General features: G+C 61.0%; 14 protein-coding genes and 1 pseudogene. 4 read left to right on the forward strand and 11 right to left on the reverse strand.

Features of this window, described 5'->3' with window-relative positions; translation table 11 throughout:
• Positions 1–91: 91 nt before the first annotated feature.
• Positions 92–481: a RidA family protein gene (locus L4G42_RS03945; RefSeq protein ID WP_108119461.1), complete on the forward strand. Its 390-nt coding sequence runs from the start codon at positions 92–94 to the stop codon at positions 479–481.
• Positions 482–600: 119 nt separating this feature from the next.
• Entirely contained in the window at positions 601–1,296 is a 696-nt protein-coding gene (locus L4G42_RS03950; protein WP_237252579.1) for a tRNA (adenine(22)-N(1))-methyltransferase, read from the forward strand.
• A gap of 26 nt (positions 1,297–1,322) precedes the next feature.
• On the opposite strand, the gene L4G42_RS03955 is transcribed toward L4G42_RS03950, so the two are convergent.
• The 3 genes from L4G42_RS03955 to L4G42_RS03965 form a co-directional block, all read right to left on the reverse strand.
• The gene (locus L4G42_RS03955; RefSeq protein ID WP_237252581.1) at positions 1,323–2,744 is read right to left on the reverse strand and encodes a sugar porter family MFS transporter; all 1,422 of its coding nucleotides are present in this window, start codon (positions 2,742–2,744) and stop codon (positions 1,323–1,325) included.
• A 107-nt stretch (positions 2,745–2,851) separates the two neighbouring features.
• Positions 2,852–5,515 (reverse strand): ATP-binding protein, encoded by a 2,664-nt coding sequence (locus tag L4G42_RS03960; protein WP_237252583.1) that lies wholly within the window; start codon positions 5,513–5,515, stop codon positions 2,852–2,854.
• A gap of 221 nt (positions 5,516–5,736) precedes the next feature.
• Positions 5,737–6,549, reverse strand: a complete 813-nt coding sequence (locus tag L4G42_RS03965; protein WP_237252585.1) for a phosphatase PAP2 family protein — start codon at positions 6,547–6,549, stop codon at positions 5,737–5,739.
• A gap of 339 nt (positions 6,550–6,888) precedes the next feature.
• On the opposite strand from L4G42_RS03965, the gene pmrG reads away from it, so the two are divergent.
• Entirely contained in the window at positions 6,889–7,575 is a 687-nt protein-coding gene (gene pmrG / locus L4G42_RS03970) for a lipopolysaccharide core heptose(II)-phosphate phosphatase PmrG (RefSeq protein ID WP_237260577.1), read from the forward strand.
• Between the two features lie 26 nt (positions 7,576–7,601).
• Here the strand turns inward: pmrG and L4G42_RS03975 are convergent, their stop codons facing one another.
• From L4G42_RS03975 to L4G42_RS04000, 6 genes are all read right to left on the reverse strand, one after another.
• Complete coding sequence (locus L4G42_RS03975) at positions 7,602–7,895, reverse strand: winged helix-turn-helix domain-containing protein (RefSeq protein WP_237252589.1); 294 nt, start codon at positions 7,893–7,895, stop codon at positions 7,602–7,604.
• Between the two features lie 90 nt (positions 7,896–7,985).
• Complete coding sequence (locus tag L4G42_RS03980; RefSeq protein ID WP_237259558.1) at positions 7,986–9,365, reverse strand: ATP-binding protein; 1,380 nt, start codon at positions 9,363–9,365, stop codon at positions 7,986–7,988.
• Entirely contained in the window at positions 9,341–10,006 is a 666-nt protein-coding gene (locus tag L4G42_RS03985) for a response regulator (RefSeq protein ID WP_237252593.1), read from the reverse strand. The genes L4G42_RS03980 and L4G42_RS03985 overlap by 25 nt, the downstream gene beginning before the upstream one ends.
• A 123-nt stretch (positions 10,007–10,129) precedes the next feature.
• Positions 10,130–10,570: a hypothetical protein gene (locus L4G42_RS03990; RefSeq protein ID WP_237252595.1), complete on the reverse strand. Its 441-nt coding sequence runs from the start codon at positions 10,568–10,570 to the stop codon at positions 10,130–10,132.
• A gap of 27 nt (positions 10,571–10,597) precedes the next feature.
• Positions 10,598–11,362 (reverse strand): COG4705 family protein, encoded by a 765-nt coding sequence (locus L4G42_RS03995; protein ID WP_237252597.1) that lies wholly within the window; start codon positions 11,360–11,362, stop codon positions 10,598–10,600.
• Between the two features lie 160 nt (positions 11,363–11,522).
• A complete protein-coding gene (locus tag L4G42_RS04000; RefSeq protein WP_237252598.1) occupies positions 11,523–13,454 on the reverse strand; it encodes an LTA synthase family protein in 1,932 nt (643 codons plus the stop codon).
• Positions 13,455–13,894: 440 nt separating this feature from the next.
• On the opposite strand from L4G42_RS04000, the gene L4G42_RS04005 reads away from it, so the two are divergent.
• Complete coding sequence (locus L4G42_RS04005; protein ID WP_237252600.1) at positions 13,895–15,373, forward strand: ArnT family glycosyltransferase; 1,479 nt, start codon at positions 13,895–13,897, stop codon at positions 15,371–15,373.
• A gap of 855 nt (positions 15,374–16,228) precedes the next feature.
• Here the strand turns inward: L4G42_RS04005 and L4G42_RS04010 are convergent.
• Together L4G42_RS04010 and arnF are read right to left on the reverse strand one after the other, a co-directional pair.
• On the reverse strand, positions 16,229–17,623 hold the full coding sequence (locus L4G42_RS04010; RefSeq protein WP_237259557.1) for a UDP-glucose dehydrogenase family protein: 1,395 nt from the start codon (positions 17,621–17,623) through the stop codon (positions 16,229–16,231).
• Positions 17,601–18,006, reverse strand: a pseudogene (gene arnF, locus L4G42_RS04015) (4-amino-4-deoxy-L-arabinose-phosphoundecaprenol flippase subunit ArnF). The gene L4G42_RS04010 and the pseudogene arnF overlap by 23 nt, the downstream one beginning before the upstream one ends.
• Between the last annotated feature and the right edge of the window lie 25 nt (positions 18,007–18,031).

The following is an 18,031-nucleotide window of genomic DNA, read 5'->3' on the forward strand; positions in this document are numbered from 1 at the left end:
TCAAGGCTGCTGGTTTATCCAGCGAATCCGTCGCCCTACAGTCTGCCCATCGAAACGACGGAGCATCCCGCTCCGCTGAAGGAGAAAACCCATGACTGTTCGTGACGTTGTATTCCCCCCTGGCCGCCACGCGTTGTACGAGCGCAATCGCTACTCGCCGGCGATCAAATCCGCCGGCTTGCTGTTTGTCTCGGGGCAGGTCGGCAGCCGTGAAGATGGCTCGCCCGAACCTGATCTTCGCGCCCAGGTCCGCCTGGCGTTCACCAACCTCAACGCGATTCTCAACGCCGCCGGCTGCACCTTTGATGACGTGATCGACGTCACCGTGTTCATGGTTGATCCGCAGTCGACTTTCGAAAAAGCCTGGGAAGTGGTGCCGGAGTTCTGGGGCGAAGCGCCGCATCCGACCATCACGGCCGTCGGCGTGACCTGGCTGTATGGCTTTGATTTCGAGATCAAGGTCATCGCGAAGTTGCCGTAGCGCCTGTCGATGAGTCCGCCGCCCGAGTCATGCAGTTGAAATCCTCGCCACAGCCCGACAGACTCACGCCCCGTTTCGGCAGGTCGTGCCGGGCGGTGGTGAGAAAAGGGGCGGCAACGTTGAACGAACACACATTGTCCAGGCGCCTGGAGCGCGTGGCGTCGCTGGTGCCTGCCGACGCGCGACTGGCGGACATCGGCTCCGATCACGCCTACCTGCCGGTGGCGTTGATGCGCCGTGGGCTCATTGCGATGGCAGTGGCGGGGGAGGTGGCGACGACGCCGTTCAGGGCGGCCGAGCGTACGGTGCGCGAGAACGGTTTCGAGGAGCGAATCCGCGTGCGTCTGGCCGATGGCCTCGCTGCAATTGAAGCCCAAGACGGCATCACCGCGATCAGCCTCTGCGGCATGGGCGGCGAGACGATTCGCGACATCTTTGAGGCCGGTAAATCGCGTCTCAATGGAAGGGAACAACTGATTCTGCAGCCCAACGGCGGCGAGCCTGAGCTGCGCCAGTGGTTGATGGACAACGGTTATCGCATCGTCCACGAGGAAGTGCTGCGGGAGAACCGCTTCGACTACGAAATCATCGTCGCCGAACGCAGCGGGCCGGTGGTGTACAGCCCTGAAGCGCTGTACTTCGGCCCGTTGCTGATGGCGGCACGCAGCCCGGCGTTTCTCGAAAAGTGGCGGCGCCTCCTGCGTCACAGGCAGCGCACGTTGGCCAACTTGCAACGTGCGCGGCAGGCGGTGCCGGATCAGAAATGGCACGACACCGCGCAGCAAGTGCGCTGGATCACCGAACTGCTTGGCTGAACGCGCGCGGTTTCAGGAGCTGGGTCTCACAGCTCCTTCTTCATGTGCTTCTCGATCTGCTCCAGGGACTTGCCCTTGGTTTCCGGCAGGCACAGAAACACGAAGATCAGCGAGCCGATGTTGATCGCCGCAAACACGAAGAAGGTCGGGTTGCCGAGGGTGTCCACCGCGATCGGGAACAGGAACGCGACGGTCGCGTTGAACAGCCACTGCATCGACACCGCCGTGCCGGTGAGTAGCCCGCGGGCCTGCATCGGGAACAGCTCGGACATCAGCAGCCAGTACACCGGCGAGATGCACATCTGCATGAACAGCAGGAACACCAGAATGCACGCCAGCGCGGCATAACTCTGGGTCAGGTTCTGCGGCATGAACTGCAGCACGCAACCCAGCGCCGCCTGCATCAGGACGACGATGACCAGACCGGTCATCAGCAAGTGCCGACGCCCGTAACGGCCGATGGCCCAGATCCCCAGCAAGGTCGCGATGACCGAAACGATGCCGTTGCCGATGGTCGCGGTCAGTGCAGCGTTGGTGCCCATGCCGGTGTGTTTGAGGATGATCGGCGTGTAGTACATGAACGCGTTGACGCCGGTGAACTGCGCGGTAAAGCCAAGCCCGACACCGATCAGCAACAGCTTCAACACCCACGGCTGACGCAGCAAATCGCGAGGGGCGACGCGCTTGTGGGCTTCTTTTTCCTGGGTTTTCATTTCCTCGACTTCGCGCTTGGCGGCGTCTTTGGTGTCTCGCAGTTGTTCGAGCACGTGCTGCGCTTCATCGAGGCGACCTTTCGAGGCCAGCCAGCGCGGCGACGGCGGCACGAAGAACGTACCGATCAGCAGCAAAACGCCCGGGACCATGGCGATGGCGAGCATGTAGCGCCAGATGCCGGGGGTGTGCAGCAGGGCGGCGAGCACCGCGCTCAGCACGTAGGCCAGCAACTGGCCGCTGACGATCATCAGCTCGTTGCGGCTGACCAGCCTCGCGCGGCGCGAAGGGCCGGCGATTTCGGCGATGAACACCGGCACCGTGGCCGAGCCACCGCCGACCGCGATACCCAGCAGAAAACGCGCGGCGACCATGAACGGCACCGACGGCGCCGTGGCAGTGCCGAGGGCGCCGACGATGAACAACAGCGACAGCATGCGCAGGGTCACGCGTCGGCCAAAGCGGTCGGAGAGGTAGCCGCTGCCCAGTGAGCCGAAGGCGGCGCCGACGATCAGCGATGCGGTGATCAGCCCTTCGCTGACGGGGTTCAGGCCGAGGCCCCCCTGATCGAGGGGTAAGGTCATGAAGGGCAGAGCGCCCGCGATGATGCCCGTGTCGTAACCGAAAGCGAGTGCGCCCATGGTGGCGACAAGGACCGAGATGAAAATCAGACGACGCGGCGAGGTGCGCTGCTCGTCTGGTTGGCCTATGGCGGCGGATGGGTTGCTGGAAGACATGGAAACCTGAACCTCTCGTGGAACTGGCGTTATGCCGGTTCGCTGACGTCGTGGTTAGGGGCATGCCGGCCCTCTGAGTTCCGTGGGGGGCGAAAAAAACTGACTGATCAGTCGTGAGCGGATGCGCCAGCCTGGAGCATCTCGCCGACCTTCTGCGCGAAACGGTTCATGCCAAACGGCTTGAGCAACACCGCCATGCCGGTCGCCAGTTGATCGCCACCCACCGCCGAGTTTTCCGCGTAACCGGTGACGAACAACACCTCGAGGGACGGCAGCAGGGCGCGGGCGGCGTCGGCGACCTGTCGGCCATTCATGCCGCCGGGCAGACCGACGTCTGTCACCAGCAGGTCAATCGAGGCCATCGACCGCAGCATCTGCAAGCCTGAGGGCCCGTCCATGGCTTCGTTGACCTGATAACCGCGTTCGCGCAGCGCGTCGCACATCAGCATGCGCACGTGGGGTTCGTCGTCGATGACCAGCACGCTTTCCCCGCGGCTTTGGCTCTGCGACGGGGAGCGGGCCGGCGGCTGTTCGCGGTCACCCGGATAGCGCGGCAAATACAGTGAAATCGTCGTGCCCGCGCCTTGGGTGGAGCGCGCCTGAATGGTCCCGCCGGACTGATGCACAAAACCGTGAATCATCGACAACCCCAGACCTGTGCCCTGGCCGATGGGTTTGGTGGTGAAGAACGGGTCGAAAATCCTGTCGAGAATGTCCGCGGCAATGCCGGTGCCTGTGTCGCTCACGCTGATTTCAATGAAGTCGCCTGCCGGCAATTGCGCCGCCACGCCTGTAGCGCTGTCAGCGGAAATGTTGCGGGTCTGCACAGTGAGTTCGCCGCCGTTCGGCATGGCGTCGCGGGCGTTGAGGGTCAGGTTGACCAGCGCGCTTTCCAGCTGAGGCGCGTCGATCTTGCTGAGCCACAGGTCGCCGCTGGCGCTGGTCCTTATGCTGATGGATGGGCCGATCGTGGACGAGATGAGCTGACCCATGCCCGCCACCAGCCGGTTGACGTCGGTGGGCTTGGGGTCGAGGGTCTGGCGACGGGAAAACGCCAGCAGCCGTTGGGTGAGGGTGGCGGCGCGATTGGCGGAATCGTGGGCGGCATTGAGGTAGCGGTCCAGACCCTCGACCCGGCCATTGGCGATACGCCGTTCGATCATTTCCAGGCTGCCGATGATCCCGGCGAGCAGGTTGTTGAAGTCATGGGCGATGCCGCCGGTGAGCTGCCCGACGGCTTCCATTTTGTGCGCCTGGCGCAGCGCCGAATGGGCTTCGGATAATTCCTGGGAACGTGCCAGCACGCGCTGTTCGAGGGTTTCGTTGACGCTCTGGACCTGTTGAAACAGTGTTGCGTTATCGATGGCGATGGCAGCCTGAGCGGCCAGGGCCGACATCAGTTTTTCATGGCGCGGGGTGAATTGGCCGGGCTCGGGGTGGCCATAGAACAGCCCGCCCAGCACTTCGCCGGAGCGGGACACCACCGGCACGGCCAGATAACTGCGCAGCGGCACATGGCCTGTCGGCAGGCCGAAATGCGGGGAGATCCGCCCATAACGTGGGTCCAGCAGCATGTCGTCGGAACGCATCACGCCCGCCGTCAGGAATGCCGGTGCGAACACCGGGCTGGCACGCGGGCCAGGCAGCCGGGCCAGTTCCGGCGACTGCACGCCAGACAGCGTGAAGAGGTCAAAATGATCGCTCGTGGCGTTGTGAAAATACCCGCCGATCTCGGCGCCGGTCATTTCGCGGCCGGCATCGGTCACCGTCTGCACCAACCGCTTGAGGTCCAGCTCCAGGGCCAGCTCCGTATTGACCCGGTTCAGCGTTTCCAGGGTGCGGGTTTCCTCGCGCAACGCGGCTTCGCTGGCTTCCAGTGCAGCACGGGAGAGATGCGCCTCGGTGACATCGTAGCCTTCGCAGAAAATCCCCGTGACCTGGCCCGCCTCATCGAGCAGCGGTTCGTAGATGAAGTCCAGGTAACGCAGTTCGAAGGGTGCGTCGGGATGATTGAGCTGGATCGGCGTGCGTTGATGCACCAGGCGTTCGCCGGTGGAGTAAACCGCATCGAGCCACTCGTAAAACCCTTGACCGGCCAGTTCGGGAAACGCCTCGTAAATGGTCTTGCCCACGTAGTCACGCTCGCCGAACAGCCGGGTGTAGGACTGGTTAACGAATTCGAAGCGGTGCTCGGGGCCGTTGAGGATGGTGATGAAACCGGGCGCCTGCTCGAACATCTTGCGTTGGCGGACCAGTTCCTGCGCCTTGCGCCGCTCGGCGAGGACCCGCTCGGTGACTTCGTGACCCTGGTTGAGGACCCCTGCAATGCGCCCGTTTTCGCCACGGATCGGCGTGAAACTGTAGTTCCACCAGGTCTCGTGCAGGCTCCCGTTACGCTCCATCATCAACAGCTGGTCGAATGCCGAAAAGCCTTCTGCATCCCTGACCGCCGCTTCGAGCTGTGGCCCGACGACGTCCCAGATGGCTGACCACACTTCCCGCGCCGGGCGGCCCAGCACGGCCGGATGCCGGTCGGCGGGAATCGGCGCCCAGGCATCGTTGTACAGCAGGCAAAAGTCTTCGCCCCAGTAGATGGCCGTTGGAAAACTTGAATGCAGGCAAATGCTGATGGCCGAACGCAGCGACTGCGGCCAGTGCGCCGGATCGCCCAGCGAGGTTGAGGCCCAGTCAAAGTCGCGGATCAATTGCCCCATTTTACCGCCGCCAAGGAGAAAATCCTGGGGGCCGACTTGCACGTTGTCCGACTTCATGGGCGACATCTCGACGCTGAAATTCAAAAATAGATGGACTTGAGACGAGGGGATAGATTTCCGCGACTGGATAAGCGGTAGGGGATCGCCCGTATCGCTGCCTCGTCGGCGGCGACTGGGCATCGACCCATGAGACGGCATGGGTATACCGAAGTATAGCCCTAAGCCATCATTTAGGCCGACGGTCGCCAGTGTGACAGCAATGCGAGTGGCTGTGTGGGCTATCGAGCGACGGCCGCGAACGAGGCGGGGCCTTTTGCGGGCGAGGGTGCAAGTTGGCGCCAGCCATAAAAGGCGAGGGCGGTGAGCAGCGCACCGATCCACACAATCACCCCGGCCCAGAAGGTGTGCGACATGAAATGCCAGCCCTGCAGGACGCGCGTGGTGCCGTAGATCGCGCCCAGAATCATCGAGGCGTAGAGGATCGCGCGGGCGTGGCGCCACTGATAACGGCGCGCCACGAAGTACAGCGCAACCATGGTGAACCCACCGGAAGCATGTCCCCCCGGCCAGCAGCGACCCGCTCCGGCCTCATGGAACAGGCTGAAATTCTCGAACCACTCTTTTTTCTCCATCGTCCCGCCGTACAGCGTGGTTTCCACCGGGCAGTAGATGCTGGTGTGGCTTTTGAAGAAATGGATCATGCCGGTGATCACTGCGAACGACACCACGATGAACAGGAAGTCCCGCCAGTGGCGAGCGGTGAAGCGCAGCAGCGGGGCGATGCGCAGGGATTCCAGCGAGCGCATCAGCCGGTCGTCTCGCCCGGGTTTCAACAGCGGCCAGATGAACGACAGGATCGACCCGATGATGGCGGCCTCTCCCGTGAGATCGGGAATGATCCGTGGCCAGCGGTGGGTCAGGTTTTCGAACAGGCGGTTGTGGCCAAACGGGAATTCGTGGTTTGGGTAATACAGCCAGTTGCTGATGGCCTCGTCCAGCGAAGTGAGGTCGAAGACCATGAATATCGCCAGCGCAATCGCGATCGGCAAACCCAGGTTCCACGCATAAAATCTTGATCGTTCGCTTCGCACGTTCGAATGTCCTGATAAATGTGAATGTCCCACTTCGCCAGGCCATTGCCTGCCGCTGACGGAAGGTACGCAGTCGCTGGTCAAGCGGTGGTGAAGGCCATGTGAAAACTCTATGCATGCTCAAACATTTACGGTCGTTAATGAAGAGAGAAACGCACTGTGTTGCAGGCATGTTACAGGATGAAGATTTACTCATTCGTCAGGAATAAAAGACTGACAACAGCCACCGTTTTTTTCACGTGCCGTTAACCAAATAACCATGCATCGCTATTTACGCTTGTTGACATTCAATGACGCAGATTTCCATCTGCCGATGGACTGAACAGTCGGAGCAACACGATGCACCAACACATTAATCTTCCACCCGAACCCACGGCGGGTAAGTTACTTAAAAGTGCCAACAAATTCCGTGTTTTGCTGACCGCTGCCGCCATCGTCGTGTCCCTGTTGCTGTTGACGGGTTACACCTACTGGCCGCGCTCGCCGGTTCAACTCGCCGCCGGTGAAAACATGAGGAAAGCGGGCCTTTACGAAAGTTGGAAAAAGGGTGAGGTGGTCGTACTGGTGCGCCACGGCGAGCGCTGCGACCGCTCCGATAATGAATGCCTGGGGCCAAAGGACGGGATCACCCGCAACGGCAGCCAGGTGTCGGCCCAGGTGGGGCATTCGCTCAGTCAGTTGGGACTGGCGCAGACCGATGTCCTCGCCAGCCCGTCCACGCGCACGGAGCAAACCGCCGAATCCCTGTTCGGCCATCCGGTCGCGTCCCAGGACTGGCTGTTTGATTGCCAGAAGATGAACCTCAGCCAGGTCATGGCGCACAAGGCGAGTCACCGTAATCTGGTATTGGTCACCCATAGCGGTTGCATCAGTCAGATAGAAAGCAAGCAGGGTTACCCCCATGCCGATACCAGCGAATACGACAGCGCGGTCTTTATCTCGCTGGATAAACGCAGCCGGCCGGTCATCAGGGGCGTGCTTAATCCGCGAGACTGGAAGCAACTGGCGATGAAAGCGGGTGATTGAAAACAACGTGAGGCAGTAACAACAGTTTATTTGCGAAGTTGATAACCGACGCCATACACCGTATGAAGCAGGGGGAACGCAAAACCGTCATCGACGACTTTTCTGATTTGATGCACGCGTGTACCGACGCCACTGCTCTTGTTCACCCCTAGTTCGCCCCACAGCATTTCCGCGATTTCCTCTTTACTGACGATCCCGGGACTTCTCAGCATCAGCAGCGCCAGGATGTCGATGTTGGTGGGGTTGAGCTTAAGGGGCCGTTGCGCTCGCATGGCCCTGTACTTGCTCGTGTCCAACACCAGATCCTCAACAACCAACATAGCAAAAACCCGCCACTGTAAACGTTGCGCGATCCTAGACAGGCGTTTGTCAAAAATAGGTTCGGCTGCCGTGAATATCTTGTCGTTTGCTCAATCGCTCCTGTCGGCGTCGGCGTATTGAACGCGGGCAGGCAACCAGACCGTCACACACAAGCCGCGGCAGTTGAGTTCATCGGTGTAGTTCAAATGGACCGTTGCCCCCGCCCGCTCGACGATGGTCCTGACGATTGAAAGGCCGAGTCCGGAACCCACCTGGTCGGTGCCCAGCGTCCGGTAGAAAGGGTCGAACACGCGCTCACGTTCTTCCACGGCAATGCCGGGCCCCGAGTCACTGACTTGCAATTTCGCCCGGTCACCGGCGATGTCAACCGACAGATCCACGCGACCGCCAGGCGGTGTGTAGCGGATTGCATTGTCGACCAGGTTCTTGACCAGCGTGAGCAGGTCCACCTCATGCATCCACACGAGCACGTCTTGCTCACCCTCGATGCCTATATCGAGGTGCCGAGCCTCCGCCAGGGACACCAGATCTTCAAGCACGTGCCGATAGACGCCCCGTACCGACACCATCTGCGTCGGTGAACGGGTTAGCGACTGGGCCGTCGCCAGCGATAACAGCTGGTCGATGAGCTTGCGTCCGCGCTCGATACCCCGGCGCAACGGTTTGAGACGTTCGTGTGCGGGTGCCGGCATCTCGGTCTGCGCCAGGCGCTCGGCTTGCAAGGAAAGCGCAGTGAGGGGCGAGCGCAACTCATGGGCGGCGTCGGCCACAAAACGGCTCTGGGTTTCCATCGCCATACGGACGCGCTCCAGCAGCCGATTGATGGCCACGACGAAGGGCCGGACCTCGATTGGCACGTGACGTTCGTCGATGGGGTGCAGTGCCTGACTCTCACGTTGATCGATCTCCCGGGAGAGCAGGGCGATAGGGCGAAACAGTTTACGGACCAGATCGCTCATCACCAGCAGCAGCACCGGGAACAGAATCAGGAACGGCAACAGGCTGCGCCAGGCGCTTTCCCGCGCATCTTTGTTGCGAGCCCCGATTTCCTGCGCCACGGCAATACGCTGGCCATCGTTTGTGGTCTTCACCAAAACCCGAAAGGGTTCGCCACCGACCTCAAGCGTCCAGAGTCCATCCGACAAGGTTGTCGGCAGTGGCAGCGGTGTGCTCGCATCACCGCTGTGCGCGGCGTTGGCGCCATCGGCCAGGTACTGGATCACCACCCGCGACTCTTCATCATCTTTCTCGCTGGCTACAGGGTCCGGGTAGCGCAAGGTCATGTGCTGACGGTCGAAGAGGTCGGCGACCTGACGCAGGGTCGCGTCCTGCATCTCATGGGCTTCGTCGAATGCGGAGACGAACGCGAACACGCTGGCGGCGATCGCCACAATCAGAATCACCAGTGACAGAAAGGCCGAAAGTCTCAGCTGGACCGATTCCCTCAGGCGTGTTTTGAAACCATCCATCCCACACCTCTGACGTTCTTGATGACATGGCTGCCCAGCTTGCGCCGCAGGGCGTGAATCAGAAACTCGACAGCGTTGCTCTCGACCTCGTTACCCCAGCCGTAAATACGATCTTCGAGGTCGGCCCTGGAGAGAATGGCCCCTGGCCGGATCAACAGCGCGTGCAAAAGTGCGAACTCGCGACCGGAAAGTTGCACGGGAGGCTGTTGCTCGGTACTGGCCTGTTTTGAGCTGGGGTCCAGCGTCACCACGCCGTTGCCCAGCAGCGGTGTGGCGCTGCCGCCTTTACGGCGCATGACCGCCCGCATCCTCGCCAGCAATTCGGCCATCTCGAACGGTTTGAGCAGGTAGTCGTCTGCGCCGCCGTCCAGCCCTTGCAACCGTTCATCGAGGCTGTCGCGCGCGGTAATGATCAACAGCGGAACGGGATTGTTCTGCGCACGAATGCTGCTCAGCACGGACTGGCCGTCCTTGCCCGGAAGGCCGAGGTCAAGCAGCACCAGGTCGTAGTGCTGAGTGTCCAGCGCAGCAAGCGCGACCAGGCCGTCTTTGACCCAGTCAGCGGCGTGACTGGCGTCCGTCAGTGCTCCTTGGATGGCTTCGCCGATCATCGGGTCATCTTCGACAAGCAATATGCGCACGTGGATCTCCATAGCGAACGCCCTCACGGGGAGGGCGTTCATTGAAACATCAAGCGTGGCGAGATCAAACCCGGTCGAAGGCGCGGCGCCTAAAACGGGATGGCGGGCCAGCGAGCAGACCGATCACTTGCCTTGCAGCGAGTCGAACGTCTTCATGAGGTCGCTCATGGCCGCCTTGCAATCATCCTGCTTGGGGGCGGTGGCACGCAACGCCGACAGCGCGCGGTCGATGGACTTGTCAAGCACGTGCCAATCGCTTGCTGCGCGTGGTTTGATCCCGGCCTCGGCGGAATCCCACGTCGATTCGAGGTCCTTGATACGCGTTTTTGCGCCGGACAGATCGTTTTTGTCCACCCGCCCGGCGACGTCCGCTGCAATGGTCCTGAATTCAGACAGATCGCCCAGCCTGGAAACGCTTGTCGCGTTGCTGTTGCTCTGTGAAGACGCCGCAGCGGATGCAGCGTTTGGCGGCGTGGCAGGCTTTGAGCAGCCAGCGGCCACGCTCAGCAAAAAGATCGAGGAGACGATGGCGATGTGGCGAATAGCGTTCTGAAAATAGCGCATGGTTTTACCTTTGTGAGTATCCAAGAGTTATTGAGCCGTTGCTTTGCGGTGGCCGACATCGAGTTGCGCCGCGGCCACCAGAATCAGGATGACGCAGAGGAAAATCGCACTGGTCCAGGTCGCTCCCATTCCCAGGCCACCGTAGGTTTTCGCCTGGGTCAGAAGATCACCCAATGAGGCACCGAAGGGGCGGGTGAGGATGTAGGCCAGCCAGAACGTCAGCACGGCGTTGCTGCCCAGGCGCCAGGCGATCAGGGTCGCGGCAATCAGCGCGCCGAAAATCACCGCGCCGAGCGTGAAACCCAGCCCCAGCGCTTCGGTGGCCAAGTCCCCGGCGGCGGTGCCGAGTGCGAAGGTGCAAAGCACCGTGGTCCAGTAAAACAGCTCCCGCCGGGGGGACGTGATCTGGCGAATGGAAAGGCTGCGCTCGGTGCGGTACCAGACGAGGAAATTCACCGCCAGCAGCACCGAAAACACCGCCGTGCTGGTGTACAGACTGACGTCCAGTACATCGGTGAGCACATCGGTTATCTGCGTGCCAACAATGCTCACCAGCACCACGGTGAGCCAATAGATCCAGGGCGTGTAAGCACGGGTACGCAGTTGTACGAACAGCGCGATGGCCAGTAGTAATGACATGCCGACCGTGGTTGCACCCGCGCCAAGGCCGGCGTCGACGGCAAGAAAGTCGGCGCCGGTTTCGCCGACCGTCGTAGACAGGATCTTGATCGCCCAGAAGCCAAGGGTGACTTCGGGCACCTTGTTAAGCCATCCGGCAGTGGTTGAATTCATGTGGAACGCTTCTCCTTGGCAGCGCAGCAATTGCGCAGGGGAGAAGGTACGCCGCGAAACTTAGCGCAGACTGAGGGCGCCGGATAATTCAGCGACGGAGAGGGTGGGCGGGCAATTCACGACGTGGTCGCGTCTTGCCCGCTCTGCACTGGCGGGGAGATTACGGCTTAGGAACGTCAGGCTTCCAGTCCAGCAGATGCTGTTTGAAACCTTCGCTTGCTACTTGGTAATAAGCGATGGCACGGGCGATCAGCGGATCGTCGCGGGTGGCCTTGCTTTCGACACTTTCGCCCAACGCATTGTCATGGCGACGCAGCCCCTGGCGCGGGCTGAGAATGGCGAGATCCTTGCCGTCGAACAGTCCCAGATGCTGGTAATTCCCAACCACCACGCGTGGCGGCAGTGCCGAGTCAAGAAACAGGTTGCGGCCAAAGAACGTGGACTGGTAATCCAGATTCAGCAGCCCCAGCAGCGTGGGCGCGAGATCGATCTGGCTCGCCAATTGAGAGACTTCTCGGGGCTGGATCATCTTCGGCGCGTAGATGAACAGCGGAATGAGGTAGTTATCGATGGGCAAGTCTTCTTTGCCTGCACTGCCTGCCGTGTGGTCGGCGACGAAGACGAACAGCGTGTTGTCGAACCACGGTTTCTGGCGGGCGCTTTCCAGGAACTTGCCGATGGCGTAGTCGGTGTATTTGACCGCGCCGTCGCGACCGTTGCCCGAAGGGATGTCAATGCGTCCCTCGGGGAACGTGTAAGGACGGTGGTTTGAAGTGGTCATCAACTGCAACAGAAACGGCTTGTTCGCAGCGAAGTCCGCATCCGCCAGATTGAGCGCCTGCTGATAAAGGTCTTCGTCACCCATGCCCCAGGCGTTTTTGAAATGAATGTCCTGCTCCTTGACGCTGCTCTGGTCCACCACGCGGTAGCCGTTGCCGCTGAAGAAGGCGTTCATGTTGTCGAAATAGCCGCGACCGCCGTAGACAAACACGCTGTCGTAGCCGACGGCACTCAGCTGCTGGCCCAGGCTGGCGAAACCGCTCTCGCGGCCGACGCGCTTGACAATGGAGCGTCCGGGCGTCGGCGGGATGGACAAGGTAATGGCTTCCAGGCCGCGGTCGGTTCGTGTGCCGGTGGCGTAGAAGTTATTGAAGTAGACGCTTTGCTTGCGCAGTGCATCCAGGTAGGGGGTCAGGTTGCGCGTGTCGCCGTTGCTGCCCAGGTATTTGGCGCTGAGGCTTTCAATGGTCACCAGCACGATGTTGGCCTTGCGTGACGTGCCCGGGTTGTCAATGGTGCGTCGAATGTCCACCTGGTCATTGCCGACAAATCGGCTGTTCGGCTCGGCCAGCTCCCGGCGCATCTGCTCGGCGACTTGAGGGTCGGGCAGGGTGGCGTAGAACTGCTGATAATCCAGCTCGTTGTTTCTGAACGCGGCGAAAAACTGGTACGGGCCGTTGCTTGCCAGTTCCCGTTGATAGGCGTTGCCACCCAGACCGCGGGGATTATCCTGATCGACGAATTGCAGGCTGACGGCCGCCAGCGCCAGCAACAGCGCGAGACCGGCCAGCCTGCTGCGCAGCGGCGGTGTGGGGGCTTTGGTGGAGGCCGCGACGGCGCGGCTGATGATCGCGCTCAATACAACAGCCACAATCGCCAGCGCGCCGAGCAGTTTGCCGATGGGGTAGGACTCGAGGATGTTATTGAGTACCTCGTCGGAATAAACCAGGTAGTCCACGGCGATAAAGTTGAATCTCACGCCGAACTCATCCCAGAAGAGCCATTCGGCCACGGCGACAAACAGCATCACGAAAATACTGACTGTCATGACCCCTTGCAGGAACCAGAGATGCCCGCGAGCGCGCCATAAGCCCGGCGGGCAGAGGAGGACATATAAGCCCAGGGGCAGTGCGGCATAAGTGAGAAATGCCAGGTCATAGAGCAAGCCGGTGGTGAACGTGGCTATTACTTGATTGCCGGCCTCGTCAAGATGGGTGGTGAATAAAACGAGGCGTGTGAGAAAAAAGAGGGCGAACCATGTGCCGGTTGCCAATAGCAGGAATCGGGCAGGGGCCGATGAGTGAATCCGCATGTGTCTAATCCTTTGGACGGTCATATCGAGTTTGCAGTTATCTGGCGCTGAGGTTCCTTTGCCGTCGTTTAACGGCGGGTACTTAGCGCAAATAAGTTTATTGTCAATTTTTTAGGTGTTTCTAATACATTTCAAATTGTAACTCCTGTATAAGGCGGTGTTCATAACAGTCATCCGTGGACTGTCGGGCTGGCGTCGTTAAAGTTGTGTGGCCTGAGTGTGAAAACTTCGTCAGTGTTTAATGTTCGATGGCAAAAGTATGGGCGCTTGGGCGCTTTGAATTGCGGCGCAGAGTATGCCAGTGATCATTGGTAAGTGCGCGTTTGTCAGCCATCCTCTGAAACGCTCGGCCGGCCAATCAGGTGTTGACGGGGCGTTGACAAGACTTCAACACAGCGCTGCCTATACTGCCGACAATCAACAGTCCCGGTACTCCCTCGATGACTTCTCGTGCGCTCTCGTTGTTCGTACTGGCAGCTGTTCTGTGCTTCTTCGCGCTGGGCAATCACCAACTGCAGAACTCGACAGAGCCGCGGGTGGCAGGCATCGCCATGGAAATGCACCTGAGCAACAACTGGGTGACGCCGACCCTTAACGGACAGCCCTTTCTTGAGAAACCGCCCCTGAGCGTCTGGCTGGACGCATCGTCGATCCGCGTCTTCGGCGCTACGCCATTTGCGGTGCGGCTGGCGTCGGCGTTCGCTGGGCTGTTCAGCGTATTGCTCCTTTACCGAATGCTGTTGCGGTTCGGACGCCCGGCCTCTGTGGCCTGGTTGGCGGCGTTCATGCTGGCGACAACGGCCAGCTTCTGGAGCAATGCGCGGCAGGTGGGCGAGGATGCGTTACTGTCCCTCGGCGTGACCCTGGCGCTGCTGGCGTTTTTCCACGCCAGCGAGGGCGCGCGACGCGGGGCGCCGGGACTAAGCCCTTGGCTCGCGTTCACGCTGGGCATCGTGATTTCAACCTTGAGCAAAGGCGTGTTGGGCCTGGCGCTGCCGGGTGTGGTGATTTTCTTCTGGCTGGTCATCGAGACTGTCCGGCAGAAGCGGTTGAAGGTTGTTGATTGGATTCGCCCTGCAGCCTTCACCCTGTTGGCGCTGGTGCCGCTTATCGTCTGGCTGGGTTTTCTGTACGGGCAGGGCGGTGCAGCGTCATTGAAAGAGGTGCTGTGGACCAACAGCGTTGGCCGGTTCAGCGGTTCGTTTACCGAAGCCGGGCACTACGAGCCGTTCTATTACTACCTGGCGAAACTGCCGGAAGCGTTTTTGCCGTGGAATCTGTTGGTGTATCTGGGGCTTTGGCACTTTCGCAAGCAACTGGTGAATAACCGTTATCTGGTGTTCTTCACCCTGTGGCTGTTCGCCCAATTCCTGCTGCTGACCCTGGCGTCGAGCAAACGCACGGTGTACCTGATGTCCCTGGCGCCGGCCGCTGCGGTCATTGCTGCCGAATATGCGTGGGTGCTTGTGGCGAGGGTCCGCGCGCATTCTGGAGGTTCGGCGGTTGCGGCGGCGGTGATGCGCCATCGTCGAGGGATTAGCGCGGCGGGTGTCCTGCTGGTGGTCGTCACCTACCTGGGTGCAGCGCAATGGCTTGCGCCGCGCGAGGACAAGCAGCTGTCATTCCTGCCATTGACGGAAAAAATCCATGGCCTGCAACAGCAAGGGGTGCAGGTGGCGCTGTTTCAACCCAGCGAGCGATTGGCGGGCGCCGGCGTGTTCTACAGCCAGAGCCTGCTCGAAAGCGTCATGGCCGGCACAGCACTGGACCGTTTTCTGGCGTTGGGCGCTGACAGGGTGGTGGTGATGGAAAGCGAGTCGCCTCCCGCGTTACCCCTGCGGGTGCTCGATACCTTCAAGGTGGGAGAACGAATCTACTACTTCGTCACTTCCGCCCCGACTGCAGAACGCCGTCCATAAACGCGGAGCGTCCTGGTCTGCATTCCCACGCGGAGCGTGGGGACGATCATCAATAAGCATCGCGTGCATTCAGCGGGACCGGCGCCGGACACAATTGTGGGACCGGCTTTAGCCGGGAAGACGTCAGGCGTCACACCGCAAAATTTATGGCGCACACCCGGGCCTCTTCCCGGCTTAAGCCGGTCCCACTAAAAGCATCGCGTGCATTCAGCGGGACCGGCGCCGGACACAATTGTGGGACCGGCTTTAGCCGGGAAGACGTCAGGCGTCACGCTGCAATTTTTGGGGTGTCCAAACCGGCCTCTTCCCGGCTGAAGCCGGTCCCACTAAAAGCATCGCGTGCATTCAGCGGGACCGGCGCCGGACACAATTGTGGGACCGGCTTTAGCCGGGAAGACGTCAGGCGTCACACCGCAAAATTTATGGCGCACACCCGGGCCTCTTCCCGGCTGAAGCCGGTCCTACTAAACGCATCGCGTGGATTCAGTAGGGCCAGCGCCAGACTCCATTGTGGGACCGGCTTTAGCCGGGAACACGTCAGGCGTCACGCTGCAATTTTTGGGGTGTCCAAACCGGCCTCTTCCCGGCTGAAGCCGGTCCCACTAAAAGCATCGCGTGCATTCAGCGGGACCGGCGCCAGACACAATTGTGGGACCGGCTTTAGCCGGGAAGACGTCAGGCGTCACGCTGCAATTTTTGGGGTGTCCAAACCGGCCTCTTCCCGGCTGAAGCCGGTCCCACTAAACGCATCGCGTGAATTCAGCGGGACCGGCGCCGGACACAATTGTGGGACCGGCTTTAGCCGGGAAAGCGTCAGGCGTCACACCACAGATCTAATGGCCAGCACGCCGGCCGCTACAACATCGCCCCACCCGCGACGTTTTTGTACGGCAGCCACTGCTTCTGCGGGATCGGCAACTCGCAGGATTCCCCACGGCCGATCGGGTAGTAGTGAAAGCCGCTGCGCGCCAGCCGCTCGGTGTCGTACAGGTTGCGGCCGTCGAAGATCACCGGCGCGGCGAGGCGTTGCTGGATCAGCTCGAAATCCGGTGCCTTGAACTGTTGCCACTCGGTGCAGATGATCAGCGCGTCGGCATCGTTCAACGTCGACTCCGGCGTGCCCATCAAAATCAGATCCTTGCGGTTGCCGTAGAGACGCTGCGTCTCTTGCATCGCTTCCGGGTCAAACGCCCGCACGGTGGCGCCGGCATCCCACAACGCTTCCATCAGCACCCGGCTCGGCGCATCGCGCATGTCATCGGTGTTCGGCTTGAATGCCAGGCCCCACAAGGCAAACGTCTTGCCGCGCAGATCCCCTTCGTAAAAGGCTTTTACCCGCTCGAACAGTTTGTTCTTCTGTCGCTCGTTGATGGCCTCGACCACCGCCAGCAGGTCGTTGGAGCAATGGGCTTCACGGGCGCTGTGGATCAAGGCGCGAATGTCCTTGCCGAAACACGAGCCGCCATAACCGCAGCCGGGGTAGATGAAGTCATAGCCGATGCGCGAATCCGCGCCGATGCCCAGCCTGACCGACTCAACGTCTGCGCCCAGGTGCTCGGCCAGTTCGGCGATCTGGTTGATGAAGCTGATCTTGGTCGCCAGCATGCAGTTGGCCGCGTACTTGGTCAGCTCGGCGCTGCGCAGGTCCATGAACATGATCCGGTCATGGTTGCGGTTGAACGGCGCGTACAACTCACGCATCACTTTGCGCACGGCGTCGTTGTCGCAGCCGATGACGATGCGGTCCGGACGCCGGCAGTCGTTGACCGCCGAGCCTTCCTTGAGAAACTCCGGGTTGGAGACGATATCGAACTGCAACAACCGCCCGGCCTGGCGCAGGGCCTTGTCGATGTGTCCGCGCAAGGCGTCGCCACTGCCCACCGGCACCGTGGACTTTTCGACGATGATCAGCGGCTCCGAACGGTACGTCGCGATGGCTTCACCGACCGCGAAAAATCCCCCCAGGTCCGCAGAACCATCATCGCGGGACGGGGTGCCTACGGCGATGAACAGCACCTCGGCGTGCTCGACCGCCAGCTGGGTGTCGGTGGTGAACTGCAGGCGCTTGTTCTCCAGGTTCTCTCGCACCAGATTGGCCAGCCCCGGTTCGAAAATATGCACCTGGCCCTGGCGCAACTGCTCGATCTTGGTCTGATCGATGTCCATGCAGACCACGTCGTGGCCCACTTCAGCAAGCACGGTCGCTTGCACCAGCCCGACATACCCGCTACCGAAAACGCTGATTTTCATGACGAAAAGCCCTGTGGAAGAGTGCTGGAAATGCGCCGAAGGTTGATGGTCAGCACGCCCATCACGATCAGCATGACGCCCAAAGTTTTCGATACCGTGAACGTCTCGTTGAAAAATGGCAGAACCGCAGCGAGTGCATACACCAGCACGTAGCTGACGCTGAGCAGCGAATAGGCGCGACTCAGCGGAAGATCACGCAGCGCCATTAGCCAGGCGAGCATCGACAGGGCGTAAGCGAGGATCGCGGCACCGATCACCGCCACGGCGAAGGGGGCCAGTTGCGTCAGCCCGCGCAAACCCGGCCAGGCATCAGGCGGGGGCAGATGACCCATGCCCCAGCGCATGCCCAGTTGCGCGGCGCTCACCAGCAACACGCTGGTCATCGCCCACAGTGTTGCGCTGCGCCGG

It is taken from the genome of Pseudomonas petrae (genome assembly GCF_021728295.1).
Lineage (GTDB): Bacteria > Pseudomonadota > Gammaproteobacteria > Pseudomonadales > Pseudomonadaceae > Aquipseudomonas > Aquipseudomonas petrae.

What these genes read in the sequence shown, in the direction of transcription:
- L4G42_RS03945 (WP_108119461.1), top strand. Translation starts at nt 92, where the DNA reads ATGACTGTTCGTGACGTTGTATTCCCCCCTGGCCGCCACGCGTTGTAC.
- L4G42_RS03955 (WP_237252581.1), bottom strand. Translation starts at nt 2,744, where the DNA reads ATGTCTTCCAGCAACCCATCCGCCGCCATAGGCCAACCAGACGAGCAG.
- L4G42_RS03960 (WP_237252583.1), bottom strand. Translation starts at nt 5,515, where the DNA reads ATGAAGTCGGACAACGTGCAAGTCGGCCCCCAGGATTTTCTCCTTGGC.
- pmrG (WP_237260577.1), top strand. Translation starts at nt 6,889, where the DNA reads ATGCACCAACACATTAATCTTCCACCCGAACCCACGGCGGGTAAGTTA.
- L4G42_RS03975 (WP_237252589.1), bottom strand. Translation starts at nt 7,895, where the DNA reads ATGTTGGTTGTTGAGGATCTGGTGTTGGACACGAGCAAGTACAGGGCC.
- L4G42_RS03980 (WP_237259558.1), bottom strand. Translation starts at nt 9,365, where the DNA reads ATGGATGGTTTCAAAACACGCCTGAGGGAATCGGTCCAGCTGAGACTT.
- L4G42_RS03990 (WP_237252595.1), bottom strand. Translation starts at nt 10,570, where the DNA reads ATGCGCTATTTTCAGAACGCTATTCGCCACATCGCCATCGTCTCCTCG.
- L4G42_RS03995 (WP_237252597.1), bottom strand. Translation starts at nt 11,362, where the DNA reads ATGAATTCAACCACTGCCGGATGGCTTAACAAGGTGCCCGAAGTCACC.
- L4G42_RS04000 (WP_237252598.1), bottom strand. Translation starts at nt 13,454, where the DNA reads ATGCGGATTCACTCATCGGCCCCTGCCCGATTCCTGCTATTGGCAACC.
- L4G42_RS04005 (WP_237252600.1), top strand. Translation starts at nt 13,895, where the DNA reads ATGACTTCTCGTGCGCTCTCGTTGTTCGTACTGGCAGCTGTTCTGTGC.
- L4G42_RS04010 (WP_237259557.1), bottom strand. Translation starts at nt 17,623, where the DNA reads ATGAAAATCAGCGTTTTCGGTAGCGGGTATGTCGGGCTGGTGCAAGCG.